The 12,461-nt window shown below is 55.7% G+C and carries 16 protein-coding genes; 13 read left to right on the forward strand and 3 right to left on the reverse strand.

The window, feature by feature from the left end; translation table 11 throughout:
* Positions 1-387 precede the first annotated feature (387 nt).
* The 9 genes from ccmA to ccmI are packed head-to-tail and all read left to right on the forward strand — an operon-like array spanning position 388 to position 6,849.
* Positions 388-1,002: a cytochrome c biogenesis heme-transporting ATPase CcmA gene (gene ccmA, locus DFR37_RS18040; RefSeq protein WP_113934573.1), complete on the forward strand. Its 615-nt coding sequence runs from the start codon at positions 388-390 to the stop codon at positions 1,000-1,002.
* Positions 999-1,685 carry a heme exporter protein CcmB gene (gene ccmB / locus DFR37_RS18045; RefSeq protein WP_211317277.1) on the forward strand — a complete coding sequence of 229 codons (687 nt, stop codon included), beginning with the start codon at positions 999-1,001 and terminating at the stop codon, positions 1,683-1,685. The genes ccmA and ccmB overlap by 4 nt, the downstream gene beginning before the upstream one ends.
* An 8-nt stretch (positions 1,686-1,693) precedes the next feature.
* Complete coding sequence (ccmC, locus tag DFR37_RS18050) at positions 1,694-2,431, forward strand: heme ABC transporter permease CcmC (RefSeq protein WP_113934574.1); 738 nt, start codon at positions 1,694-1,696, stop codon at positions 2,429-2,431.
* Positions 2,432-2,460: 29 nt separating this feature from the next.
* A complete protein-coding gene (gene ccmD / locus DFR37_RS18055; protein ID WP_242341909.1) occupies positions 2,461-2,622 on the forward strand; it encodes a heme exporter protein CcmD in 162 nt (53 codons plus the stop codon).
* Positions 2,606-3,049 (forward strand): cytochrome c maturation protein CcmE, encoded by a 444-nt coding sequence (gene ccmE, locus DFR37_RS18060; RefSeq protein WP_113934576.1) that lies wholly within the window; start codon positions 2,606-2,608, stop codon positions 3,047-3,049. Before ccmD ends, ccmE begins: the two co-directional genes overlap by 17 nt.
* Before the next feature lie 5 nt (positions 3,050-3,054).
* Positions 3,055-5,016: a heme lyase CcmF/NrfE family subunit gene (locus DFR37_RS18065; protein ID WP_113934610.1), complete on the forward strand. Its 1,962-nt coding sequence runs from the start codon at positions 3,055-3,057 to the stop codon at positions 5,014-5,016.
* Complete coding sequence (locus DFR37_RS18070; protein ID WP_113934577.1) at positions 5,013-5,531, forward strand: DsbE family thiol:disulfide interchange protein; 519 nt, start codon at positions 5,013-5,015, stop codon at positions 5,529-5,531. The genes DFR37_RS18065 and DFR37_RS18070 overlap by 4 nt, the downstream gene beginning before the upstream one ends.
* On the forward strand, positions 5,528-5,974 hold the full coding sequence (locus DFR37_RS18075) for a cytochrome c-type biogenesis protein (protein WP_108621420.1): 447 nt from the start codon (positions 5,528-5,530) through the stop codon (positions 5,972-5,974). Before DFR37_RS18070 ends, DFR37_RS18075 begins: the two co-directional genes overlap by 4 nt.
* Before the next feature lie 2 nt (positions 5,975-5,976).
* Positions 5,977-6,849, forward strand: coding sequence for a c-type cytochrome biogenesis protein CcmI (gene ccmI, locus DFR37_RS18080; protein WP_113934578.1), 873 nt, complete (start codon positions 5,977-5,979; stop codon positions 6,847-6,849).
* 22 nt (positions 6,850-6,871) lie between these two features.
* On the opposite strand, the gene DFR37_RS18085 is transcribed toward ccmI, so the two are convergent.
* Together DFR37_RS18085 and DFR37_RS18090 are read right to left on the reverse strand one after the other, a co-directional pair.
* Complete coding sequence (locus DFR37_RS18085) at positions 6,872-7,927, reverse strand: YVTN family beta-propeller repeat protein (protein ID WP_113934579.1); 1,056 nt, start codon at positions 7,925-7,927, stop codon at positions 6,872-6,874.
* 96 nt (positions 7,928-8,023) lie between these two features.
* On the reverse strand, positions 8,024-8,284 hold the full coding sequence (locus DFR37_RS18090; RefSeq protein ID WP_211317279.1) for a DUF2933 domain-containing protein: 261 nt from the start codon (positions 8,282-8,284) through the stop codon (positions 8,024-8,026).
* A 325-nt stretch (positions 8,285-8,609) separates the two neighbouring features.
* Here DFR37_RS18090 and DFR37_RS18095 point away from each other — a divergent pair, with 325 nt between their 5' ends.
* A complete protein-coding gene (locus tag DFR37_RS18095; RefSeq protein WP_113934612.1) occupies positions 8,610-8,810 on the forward strand; it encodes a heavy-metal-associated domain-containing protein in 201 nt (66 codons plus the stop codon).
* Positions 8,811-8,895: 85 nt separating this feature from the next.
* Here the strand turns inward: DFR37_RS18095 and DFR37_RS18100 are convergent, their stop codons facing one another.
* Positions 8,896-9,231, reverse strand: a complete 336-nt coding sequence (locus tag DFR37_RS18100; RefSeq protein WP_113934580.1) for a four-helix bundle copper-binding protein — start codon at positions 9,229-9,231, stop codon at positions 8,896-8,898.
* Between the two features lie 233 nt (positions 9,232-9,464).
* Here DFR37_RS18100 and DFR37_RS18105 point away from each other — a divergent pair, with 233 nt between their 5' ends.
* Genes DFR37_RS18105 through DFR37_RS18115 form a run of 3 tightly spaced genes read left to right on the forward strand, consistent with a single transcriptional unit; the run spans position 9,465 to position 12,427 of the window.
* A complete protein-coding gene (locus DFR37_RS18105) occupies positions 9,465-10,280 on the forward strand; it encodes a class I SAM-dependent methyltransferase (protein ID WP_113934581.1) in 816 nt (271 codons plus the stop codon).
* Positions 10,281-10,334: 54 nt separating this feature from the next.
* Complete coding sequence (locus tag DFR37_RS18110; RefSeq protein WP_113934582.1) at positions 10,335-11,018, forward strand: heavy metal response regulator transcription factor; 684 nt, start codon at positions 10,335-10,337, stop codon at positions 11,016-11,018.
* Positions 11,019-11,020: 2 nt separating this feature from the next.
* A complete protein-coding gene (locus DFR37_RS18115) occupies positions 11,021-12,427 on the forward strand; it encodes a heavy metal sensor histidine kinase (RefSeq protein ID WP_113934583.1) in 1,407 nt (468 codons plus the stop codon).
* Positions 12,428-12,461 lie beyond the last annotated feature (34 nt).

Below are 12,461 nucleotides of genomic sequence, written 5' to 3' on the forward strand. Positions count from 1 at the left end.
CAAGCGCCCAAGGTTATGGATCAGTCTGATCATTCTTGTAATGGCCAGACTACTACCACGCTTACTTCATCCGATCAACACCTGGTTCCGCCATCGACTTCCGATCTTGCGCTTCGCTCCCATGAGGCGCAGCTAAGCCTGCCTATCCTTGCCGAACGGCCTGAACGGCCTCAATGGCTTTCGCTCATTTGAGCTGACTCGCCGCTATTCGGTTTTCTCTTGCTCCATCCGGCTTAACTACGCCAGATCGCGTTACGTCCAGCGTGCTCGCAGTCAGTCTCTAAAGCAGCGCCTCATCCATCGGTCGAAGGAATTTGATCGATCAGCGCTATTCCAGGGTGCCCCGGCACCCGTGGCAATCAACATTAGAGCGAGCAACGGTATCCAGTGCTTGAAGCAATTAATCTCGTGGGCGTGCGCGGAGAGCGCCGTCTGTTTAACCGCTTGAGTTTTCAGGTTCGGGCAGGCGAGTGCCTGCTCGTGCGAGGTGAAAACGGCAGCGGCAAAACCACCCTCCTACGCATGCTGGCCGGATTGACTGCATCAGCTGAAGGCGCTATTCGCTGGAACGGCCGCCTCCTCGACGAGCAGCTGGGCGAGTATCAGCGCGATATGTTGTATTGCGGTCACGGCCTGGGCCTGAAAGAAGACCTGAATGCCATGGAAAACCTATTGATCATCGCTGCGTTGGCCGGTATATCCACAACCCCCGCTCTTGTGTCCGACGCTCTGAAAGAAGTCGGTTTAGCGGGGCGAGAAAGCCTTCCAGTACGAGGATTGTCCCAGGGTCAAAAACGCCGAGCTAGCCTGGCTCGGCTGCTGCTCCAACAAAGCAGCCTCTGGATCCTCGACGAACCGTTGACAGCACTGGATACGGCCGGCTGTCAATGGTTGGCTGATGTGATTGATCAACATTTGCTAGATGGCGGGATGGTTGTCCTGACGAGCCACCAGCATCTGTCGTTGGCGGGCACGAGCCACAGTATCAGGATGAGCGCATGAAGAGCCCATTTAATCGCCATCCCATGTATGTGGTAGTACATCGAGACTTGAAGCTCGCCCTACGACGCAAGTCTGACACCCTCACGCCTCTCTTCTTCTTTGTCATCGTGGTCAGCTTGATCCCATTGGGTGTGGGCGCTGAACGCGAAACACTGCGCCAGATTGCGCCCGGAATTCTGTGGGTTTCGGCGCTGCTGGCAAGCATGCTGTCGCTCAACAGGCTGTTTGAACAGGATCACGCCGATGGCACGCTCGAACAGATGGCTCTTTCACCGACCCCATTGAGCATGCTGGTCGTTGGAAAGGTGTTAGCGCATTGGCTGCTGTCTGGTTTGCCCCTGACTGTAATAGCCCCGGTATTGGCGTTGCAATTCGATCTTCCTATGCCGTCGCTGCTGATCCTGACGGTGTCGCTGGCCGTCGGCACTCCCGTTCTGAGCCTTATTGGCGCAATTGGTGCGGGATTGACGCTCGGTGTTCGCGGAGGTGGTGTTCTCGTAGCCGTACTCGTGCTTCCACTTTACGTGCCTGTCCTGATTTTTGGCGCAGGGTCAGTCGAGGCAATTGCCTCGGGTCTCGGCGCGTCGGCACACCTTTCCATACTGGCTGCTCTCCTGGTGCTAGCTGGCTTTTTTGCACCGTGGGCGGCGACGGCCGCGCTACGCGTTGCCTTGGAATATTGAGCGAACGAATGATTAACTGGTTCAAATTCTCATCACCCAAAACGTTTTACCCGCTTGCGGGAAAGCTCATTCCCTGGCTTGCCGCGATGGCAACCATGCTGGCGATTGCAGGGATGTATGTGGGCTTTTTCGTGGCGCCTACTGACGCGCAGCAAGGCGAGGGCTACCGCATTATCTTTTTGCATGTGCCCGTCTCGTGGATGTCCATGTTGATCTACCTGGCCATGGCTTTCTGGGCTGCAGTCGGCTTGGCGTTCAATAGCCGGCTTTCAGCCATGATGGCATCGGCGCTCGCACCTACAGGCGCAATATTCACCTTTCTGTCGCTCTGGACAGGCGCATTGTGGGGCAGGCCAATGTGGGGAACCTGGTGGGTATGGGATGCGCGTCTAACGTCCGAACTCATTCTTCTCTTTTTATATATTGGGTTTATGGCGCTCCAATCTGCCATCGACGAGCCGCGCCGCGCAGACAAGGCGGGGGCGGTGCTCGCACTCGTCGGCGTAGTCAATATTCCAATCATTTACTTCTCGGTGCAATGGTGGAACACGCTGCATCAAGGAGCTTCCGTCTCGCTGACCAAGGCACCTTCCATGGCGACGATCATGCTCGTGGGCATGCTGCTCATGGTCTTCGCTGCCTGGCTGTATTCAATGGCCATCACATTGGCGCGAGTCCGCTGCATCATCCTTGAGCGCGAGCAGCATGCCGACTGGCTGTATCAATTGAAAGAGGTGAAACGATGAACTGGACAAGTCCTGGAGAATTCTTTGCCATGGGAGGCTATAGCACATATGTCTGGGGATCGGTCCTGGTCAGCGCGGCCGCGCTTTGTGCCGAATGGTTTTTTCTTCGCGGGCGCCGCAAAGCAGCGCTATCGCACGTGAAGCGCGAATTAACTTTGCGAAAGGAGCATTCAGATGAAACCTCGACATAAGCGGATCGCCCTCATTACCGGCGGCTTGGCCGCAATTGGCATTGCTACCGCACTCGTACTTAACGCGTTTCAAAGCAATCTGGTTTTCTTTTTCACTCCAACGCAAGTCAGTGCGGGCGAAGCGCCCGAGGCGCGTACGTTCCGTGTCGGAGGCATGGTGCAGACCGGCAGCGTGCAGCGTCAAAGCGACGGACTCATCGTGCAGTTTGTCGTCACTGACACGGCCAAGACGATTCCCGTCAGCTACTCGGGTATCCTGCCCGACCTGTTCAGCGAAGGCAAAGGCGTGGTGGCACAAGGGAAGCTCGACAAAAACGGCCTGTTCCATGCCGACGAAGTTCTTGCTAAGCACGACGAGAACTATATGCCGTCTGAAGCGCAACATGCGCTGGACCAGGCTGGCAAGACCATGAATGAGAGGCCTTGACGAAGATGATTCCGGAAATTGGCCATTTTTCCCTGATCGCCACCCTATTCATCGCGCTCGCTCAAGGCGGCTTAGGCCTCATTGGAGCAGCGCAAGGTCATGCTGCCTGGATCGCCTTTGCACGGCCCGCGGCGCGTGCCCAGTTCCTGTTGGTGGTCGTAAGCTTCGCAAGCCTGACCTGGGCGTTTATTGCGAAGGACTTCTCTGTTGCTTACGTCGCAGAGAACTCCAATTCGCAGTTGCCTCTGATGTACAGGATATCGGCCGTCTGGGGCGGGCATGAAGGCTCGCTCTTGCTCTGGATGCTGATGCAAACAGGTTGGGCTTACGCGGTCAGTCGATTTTCAAGACTGCTGCCTGACGCTATGGTCGCCCGCGTACTCGGCGTCCTCGGATTGGTTACCGTCGGATTCTTGCTATTTGTGCTGCTGACTTCCAACCCGTTCGAACGACTCACGCCAGCCCCTATCGACGGTTTGGATTTGAACCCTCTTTTACAGGATGTCGGCCTGATCTTCCACCCGCCATTACTCTACATGGGATACGTCGGTTTCTCTGTAGCCTTCGCGTTTGCGATCGCGGCGTTGCTGGCGGGCCAGCTCGATTCAACCTGGGCGCGTTGGTCCCGCCCTTGGGCTACCGCTGCATGGCTGTTCTTAACACTGGGGATAGCGCTCGGAAGTTGGTGGGCCTATTACGAGCTAGGTTGGGGGGGATGGTGGTTCTGGGACCCTGTCGAAAACTCTTCGTTTATCCCCTGGCTGGTCGGCACAGCCCTGATTCATTCTTTGGCGGTGACTGAAAAGCGGGCAAGCTTCAAGAACTGGACGGTCTTGCTTGCCATCAGCACGTTTTCGTTCTCCCTGCTCGGTGCTTTCCTCGTGCGCTCGGGCGTACTGACATCGGTACACACATTTGCCACAGATCCCCGCCGAGGCGTATTCATACTAATGCTGTTTGCTGTGGTCGTTGGCTCATCCCTATTTCTATTCGCGCTACGCGCTCCGAAAGTCGGGATGGGGGGGCGGTTCGCGGCAATATCAAGGGAATCACTGCTACTGGTAAATAACGTAGTACTTGCAGTTGCCACCGGCGCTGTCCTTCTCGGGACCCTGTATCCGCTGTTCATTGACGCGCTGGGCCTGGGTAAGCTCTCTGTGGGGCCACCATACTTCAATGCAGTCTTCATCCCGTTGATGATACCCGCGCTTATCCTAATAGCCGTGGGGCCGGTCGCCAACTGGAAGACCGCAAAACTCGGCGCAATGGCCAAACACCTACGCCTTCCAGCAGTCGTTGCACTCGTGGTCGGCTTGGTCACCCCATTTCTACTGGGTCGCTGGTCGATCTTCATTGCACTTGGCATTACGCTGGCGGCCTGGATCGCTGCCTCAGTGCTTACGGGCGTTCTTGAGCGCATGCGTGCCACGCGTAGCGGTTTGCTGGCGCAGCCGCGTAGTTGGCTGGGCATGCACATGGCACATCTGGGCATCGCTGTATTCGTCGTTGGCGTCACGCTTGTGACAGGTTACGAGACCGAACAGGACATCCGCATGATGCCGGGAGACTCCGTGAGCGCAGGTGGCTATGACCTTACCTTTTTGGGGGTCCGAAATGCCCAAGGTCCCAACTACATGGCAGAAGTGGGCGACATCGAGCTTTCACGAAACGGCCAGGTGCTGCGCACCTTGCATCCTGAGAAGCGCACGTACACATCCTCGCCGATGCCGATGACCGAAGCGGCCATTGATGCAAACGGGTTGCGCCACGTCTACGCAGCACTCGGAGAACCGCTTGGCGACGGCGCCTGGAGTGTGCGCGTTTACTACAAGCCTTTCGTGGATTGGATTTGGGCTGGGTGCATCCTCATGGCTCTTGGCGGACTGTTGGCCATTAGTGATCGCCGTTATCGGCTCAAGCGGCGTAATCGACGGACGGCCGCGCCATCACAGAGGACATCGCCATGAATCGTTTCTTATGGCCTCTCCTTGGGTTCCTTGTCTTAATCGGTTTTCTGGCTTTGGGCCTGACCCTTAAACCCAGCGAAGTACCATCACCCTTTATCGATAAGCCCGCACCCGGGTTTACTCTGCCTCAGCTCGCAGCACCTGAGAAGACGTTCTCCCCGGAACAAATGAAAGGCCAAGTTTGGCTGTTGAACATCTGGGCCTCGTGGTGTTATGCCTGTCTTCAAGAGCACCCAGTCATTACAGATCTGGCACGAAGCGTCCCTATTGTAGGCCTCAATTACAAGGATAAACGCGACGAAGCGATTGCTTGGCTCGAACGCTATGGCAACGGATATATCGTCTCTGCATCGGATACAGACGGACGCGTAGGCATCAACTACGGCGTGTACGGGGTTCCGGAAACCTTCGTCATCGATAAGGCCGGATTCATTCGCTACAAGCATATTGGCGCTGTGGATGAAAAGACTGCACGCGATACGCTTTTACCGCTGATACGGGAGCTCAACCGATGAAACGATGGTGGCTTATCCTGTTGTGCGCTGTGATCTCCGCACCAGTCTGGGCAGCGGACCGCGCGGCGGAAGAGCGAATGCTTAACATTGCCTCAGAGTTGCGGTGCCTGGTATGCCAGAACGAGTCTATCGCCGCCTCCCGCGCCGATCTTGCCGTGGACTTACGCCAACAAATACGCGAACAAATCCACGCGGGTCAAACTGATCAGGAAATCAGGGCATATATGGTTGATCGTTACGGTGATTTCATCCTCTATCGACCGCCATTGCAGGCCACAACAATACTGCTTTGGTTCGGGCCCTTGCTGCTTCTTGTATTCGGCTTACTTGTGCTCACACTGACACTACGACACCGCATGCGCAGCATGACTGACAGATTACTAAGCGACGAAGAACGCAAACGGGCCGAGGCGCTGCTGAAGCTCAACAATATCCCGGATTGACTATGAATTTTCCCTTTATCATCATCGCAGCCTTGCTAATCGGCGGTGCCACTCTGTGGCTCTGTGCGGTCCTTTGGCGAGGTCCTAAGCAGGTGAACCGCGTAGAGCACGGCGGCGTGAATACCGCCGTGCTGCGCGACCAATGGGCCGAGCTTGAGCGGGACCACGCCCATGGCACTATTTCGGCCAATGATTTGGCTGAGGCCAGAGCCGACTTGCAACGACGCGCTTTGGACGAAGCGGAATCATCGAAAGCGGGTTCAGCTACCAACGCCGGAAGCAGGCACGCCGCCATAGCGCTTGCCATTGTGCTGCCTATCGCGGCGACGCTGACCTATCTGTACTTAGGAAATCCTGCCGCGATAAGCCCGTCGTCGGCTCCAGGCACCAGTGTGATCACGCAAGCGGATGTGCAGGCCATGGTAGCTTCTCTGGAGCAGCGACTCAAACAGAATCCCGACGATTCGACAGGCTGGCTCATGTTGGCTCGCTCTTACCGCCATTTTGGACGATACGAAGAAGCTGCCAACGCATTCTCAAATGCCAACAATCTCGTCCAGACCGATCCATTGGCATTGGCAGAATATGCGGAGACACTTGCACGAACACGAAGCTCGGGCTTTGAGGGAGAACCGACCCGGTTGCTTGAGCGCGCCTTGTCGCTCAGCCCTGAGGCACCGATGCCCCTAACACTTGCTGGTGCGGCGGCCATGCAACGTGAAGACTATCCTGCGGCCATTAATTACTGGGGTCGACTACTGGAAGTGCTTCCACCTGATTCGGATGCAGCAAGAGTGGTTTCGGAGAGTATCGAACACGCACGAAAAAAACAGCAGGCTGACCAGGCCCGCGGGTCAGCTACCGACGTCCCGTAGTAGCTGACCGGTAGATTACGCCTTATGGGAGGGCGCGATAAGTGATGCCGTTTGGAGCAGGGCCGACCTTATAGGTCCCGACAACTGCCTGCGTGCTCGTGTCGATGGCGCTCACGGTATCGGCCTTGTTGTTCGTAATGAACACCAACTTGCCATCATCGCTCGCCACCACCCCGTGCGCGCCCATATCCGTCGTTACCGTATCGACAACGCGCTGTGTCCCGATATCGATTACCGACACCGTATTATCGGGATTGCTGTCACTGCCTTGATTGGCCACGTACATTTTGCTGCCGTCGGGCGTGGAAAAAATCTGGATCGGGTTGCGCCCCACTTGGATATTACCGGCGACTTTCCGAGTGCTCGTATCGATGACCGCGACACTATTCTCATCACGCAGAGACACATAGACCTGTGCCCCATCGGGTGTAAAAGCCACCTGAACCGGCGCTTTACCCACAGGGATACGTGCAGATTCTTTCAGATTCTCCGCGTCGATTACTGACACGCTATTGTCAGTAACGTTCGCTACGTATAGCTCACGCCCATCCGGGCTGAGACGCAAACCATGAGGATAACTGCCGGTAGGAATTTCGGCGACAACCGCTTTCCGGCTGATATCGACTACCGTTACCCGATTCGTATCAGCATTGGTTATATAGGCAAGGTCGCCGCTCTTGCTGGTGACGACATGGGCAGGATGGTCGCCGGAGGGCAGCGTCGCGATTAGTTCCCCTGGCTGGTTTGCATCCAAAAGCACCAGGCCCGCCTGACTGCCGTGGCCGTGCGTGGCGGCTGAAGCCGTTGGCTCGCTCTTTTCGCCACCATGGCCTCCATGGCCACTGGAAGGCGTGCCAACGGCTAGGAGAAGTTTTCCATTGGGCGATATTTGGACGTTATGGGGCACCACGGGTATATCCACCGTACGGACTTCGCCCGAACTTAGTGTGATCACGCTGATGGAGCCATCGCCCTCATTAGCGCTATAAACGACTCCATTGGCTAGCGAAGCTGCATTCGCCACTCCTATGGTCGCGGCAAGAACAACTGTAATCAAGCTAACGCGGAACTTCTGCATTTTCATCTCCAGAATGGAAGCAGGTGGTTTTGGGCGCAGGAACGGCCCAAAAGGCATGTTGGACTCTGTTAAACAACCGTCGACGAACCGGCCTCTTCAATGCCGTTCATCAAGAATGTTTTTCGTATCGGGTTGCGGCGCCCGTCGTGCTTCGGGGTTCCTGACGTCTTGTTCTTTGTGGCAAGACTGCATGCCTTTCATCATGAAGAACATCATCACGGGACAAATCAGGAAGAACAATGCTGGCGCCAAGGCAGTGATCAACTCACGGGCGGCGGGAAAAGTGGCATAGGCAACAGCGACCACAGCGGCCAAGCCAACCCCCGCTTTCAGCATCATCTTGATATCGCATTTCATAGTGTTCTCCTTGTGCGAGTTACGCTGAACTCTCAGCATGGCCAACGTGGTGCGACCATTAGAAGAACTGTAGTCGGGTGACCCTGTCGGACGCGTTGCGGGCCGATTACATATTTGTCATCTATCGCAGGCGCGGACGAATGAAATAGTTTGTGTCCGTGTGCTCGGCAAGGTTGTCAATGCTTGCGGTGGATGCGTCCCAATCGGAGACGAGTCGGAATTTTTACAAAGGCCGGAAAATACGAGTACGTCTTGTGTTGACCTTGCCATGATGGGAAGGTTTATCGTACGGGTATTCAACCACGAACAAAGAGAAGGCACGTCAATGGTCAATTTTCAGGTAAATGACATGACTTGCGGTCACTGCGCGGGCACTATACGAGCCGCAATAATCGCCGCCACTCCGCAGGCGGACATTGAGGTGGACCTCTCCGCACGTCGAGTAGCCGTGGAAGGCGTTACAGACATAGACGCGGTCGAGCGCGCCATTCGTGAGGCCGGTTACACCCCCGAGCGCCAGCCATAGCAGCGGCAGCGCATTAATGCGTTCTGATCTTACCGGCTGCGGTTGCGCTATCCTTGAAGAACAACCGCAGCGATTCGCGGATTCCTCAGGCCACCTGGGCCATCCGCCTGCATTCTTCGGCGCACCTACGGCAAGCTTCCGCGCAACGTTGGCAATGATCCATTGAATGTTTTGCACATTCTTCGCCGCATGCTTCGCAGATCTCTGCGCACACTCGACAAATCGCCTGGGCGAATTCACTGCCTCGTGCCATGTAGCTGGCTGCCACGCGACAAATCTGTGCACAATCCATGTCCAGCTTTATGCACCGAGTCATGCTTTTTACGTCTTGTTCCTGTAGGCACGAGACCGAGCAATGTTCGCACTCTGTCGCGCAGGCATAACATGCGTCGATGCATAATTGAAATTTTTCATGGGCCATATTTATCTCCATTGGAATGAAAATTGAAGGTGAATCGTGAGGCGGCATCACGCCGCCACACGAGAACCAGCAACCCCTAGGCCCCAGCGGCATCTTTAGCTGCGTCACCGCTATTCCAACAAGCTGCAACAATTTCATCATTACATATTTGTAATCTTCGCGTCATGTAGTTGTCGGCAAGCGTACTCTAGACTGTGAGCTTCCTTCGTCCATCGATCCCCCGATTTATCCCTATGAGCCTTCAGCCCGCCCTTAGTCCAGCAGAAACTTATGAGAATTATCTTGGCCGCAACATTGCGGATCCGTGGACGCGCGTGCTGCTGGCGCATGTTGCGCCGCAACCCGGGGAACGCGTGTTGGATCTCGCCTGCGGCACAGGCAGCGTTGCTCGACAAGTTGCCCCGCTCGTTGGTGAAAGCGGGCACATCGTTGCATTGGATGTAAACGCCGAAATGCTAGCCGTCGGCATGGCGCAACCTGTGCCCCAAGGCGCCACCATAGATTGGCGCGAGGGCGATGCAACAAATCTCGAACTTCGTGAGCAGGAGTTCGATCTCGTGCTCTGCCAGCAAGGACTCCAGTTTTTTTCCGATCGTGCTGAGGCGCTACACGGAATGCGCCGTGTCCTGCGCGAATCTGGAAGGGTTGGCATCAGCGTTTGGCAGTCGCTTCATCGTCATCCTTTGTACGAGGCTCTGTTCATCGCAACTGCGCGCCATCTCAATATCGCCGTCACGGATGTCGACATCGCTTTCTCGCTATCCGACTCCGACGCGCTGTACCGATTACTTGAGTCCGCAGGGTTTCAGGATGTCGAAGTACGTACATCAGCGCTGGACATCCGCTTGCCAGACGCCAAGCGGTTCGTCGACATGTCAATAGCCGGAGCAGCCACGTCCGTGCCGGCCTTCACGCGAATGGCGCCGATCGAACGCGCCGTCCTCATGAACGCCATAAAAGACGAGACGCAGGGAGCTGTGCAAACCTTCCAGCACGGTGATTCTCTCGTCTTTCCGATGGAGACGAATATTGCGACTGCAAAGCGATGACGTCCACGGCGATTTTTTCCACGAACCACGACCAAGAACCTGAAGAAGACAGCCATGAAACTGCTTCTCGTTGAAGACGAAGTCAAGACCGGCGATTACGTTAAACAAGGCCTCACCGAGTCCGGATTTATCGTCGACCTTGCGCGGAATGGATTAGACGGCCATCACTTGGCTTTGACCGGATCCTACGACTTGATCATTCTAGATGTCATGCTGCCCGATGTTGAAGGCTGGCGTATTGTTCAGGCATTGCGAGAGGCAAAGTCTGCGACGCCTGTCCTCTTTCTTACAGCGCGCGACAGCGTAGAGGATCGCGTCAAAGGCCTGGAGCTGGGCGCTGACGACTATCTGGTAAAGCCATTTGCCTTTTCTGAACTCTTGGCTCGGGTGCGGACTCTATTGCGGCGCAGTGCAGCCCCGGTATTTAACGACCAGCTTCAGGTGGCCAATCTAACGCTCGACATTCCTCGCCGACGGGCGCAGCGTGATGGTGTGCGCATCGACCTGACCAATAAGGAGTTTGCGCTATTGGAGTTGCTGGTCCGTCGCCAGAGCGAAGTGCTGCCGCGCTCTTTGATTGCATCGCAGGTGTGGGATATGAACTTTGATAGCGACACCAACGTCATTGACGTTGCCATCCGCCGACTTAGGGCCAAGATTGATGACGATTACGAGCCCAAGCTGATTCATACCGTCCGAGGCATGGGTTATATGCTGGACGTCACGCCTTCTGCTTGACGATGAAGCGACGACCCGCGTCTCTCGCTTTACGGCTGACGGTCTCTATTGGGGCAGTGATCACGATCGTTCTGCTCTGCTTCGGCTGGATGATCGAGCGGTCTATCAATAACCATTTCATTCAGCAGGATGTAGACGAGTTGAACGCAGTGGTTCAAGCGTTGAAGCACACGCTCGCCACCGCCCCGGCCAACGAAAGCCCTGAAGCATTTCGAGATCGTTTGGCGAATGCCGTCTCGGGCCACCACAACGCACAGTACCGGATTTCAACGTCCACCGGCTCGGTCATTTATTCGACACCCGGCTCAGACCTGGCAAGATTTGCAGGCATTGCGCGCCCCGTCGAGCGAATTTCCATTGACACCGTCGGCACATGGCAGGATCAGGGCGAAACATTCAGGGGTGCTCTGTTAAGAATGGAGTCCGAAAGCCTGCCCAAGATCGGGCCACTGACCATTGCCGTGGCAACCGGCATCAATTTCCATTTGCACTACCTCGAAAGCTTTCGCGGCTATCTTCGACTGATCATAATCGGCGCCTGCTTGATTGCCATTTTGGCTACCTGGATAGCGGTGTATCAAGGCCACGCACCAATACGGCGGATCAGCCGCGAGATGGGAAGAATCAAGTCAGATCAGTTGCACATACGCCTGGACCCCGACGGCGTTCCCGCCGAATTGGTTGAATTGACACTGTCTTTCAATGAAATGCTCCACCGCCTTGAAGAGGTCTTCAAGCGCTTATCGGAATTTTCGGGAGACATTGCGCACGAGTTGCGCACGCCAATCACCAATATAAAGACACAGACCGAAGTAGCGCTTTCGCAAGCGCGCAGTGTCGATCAATACCGGGAAATCTTGTATTCCAACCTGGAAGAGTATGAGCGCATGGCCAAGATGGTAGGCGACATGCTCTTCCTGGCGCAAGCCGACAATCATTTACTTAAACCCGAACTTGTCACAATCGATCTCGACGCAGAGATACGCACGCTTTTCGATTACTTCGGCGCGTGGGCCGAAGAACGTGGGGTCTCTCTGGAATTGATCAGCGAGCGAGTATGCACGCTAGGTGACACGCTTATGATCCGGCGCGCTTTGAGCAACTTGCTGTCTAACGCCATCCGCTATACACCGCAGGGAAGGACCATCTCGGTTCACCTTGAAGGCAATGGGAAATCTGTGAAGGTTCGGATAGTGAACCCCGGCCCCCGGATCCCGCCGGAGCACTTGCCTCACATATTCGAGCGCTTCTATCGCCCCGACGCCTCACGTCAGCGTTCTTCGGAAGGAGCCGGCCTGGGATTGGCGATTGCCAAATCCATATTCGAGGCACATGCAGGCCGAATTACAGCGTCTTCAACCCAGCAAGAGACTGCCTTCGAGGTGCGACTGTCCGCGCAAACGTGTTGAAGCCTAACGAAACTTCTCTTCTGGGCTTGTTTGC

Origin of the sequence: Eoetvoesiella caeni, assembly GCF_003315175.1 — a bacterium.
GTDB lineage: Bacteria > Pseudomonadota > Gammaproteobacteria > Burkholderiales > Burkholderiaceae_B > Eoetvoesia > Eoetvoesia caeni.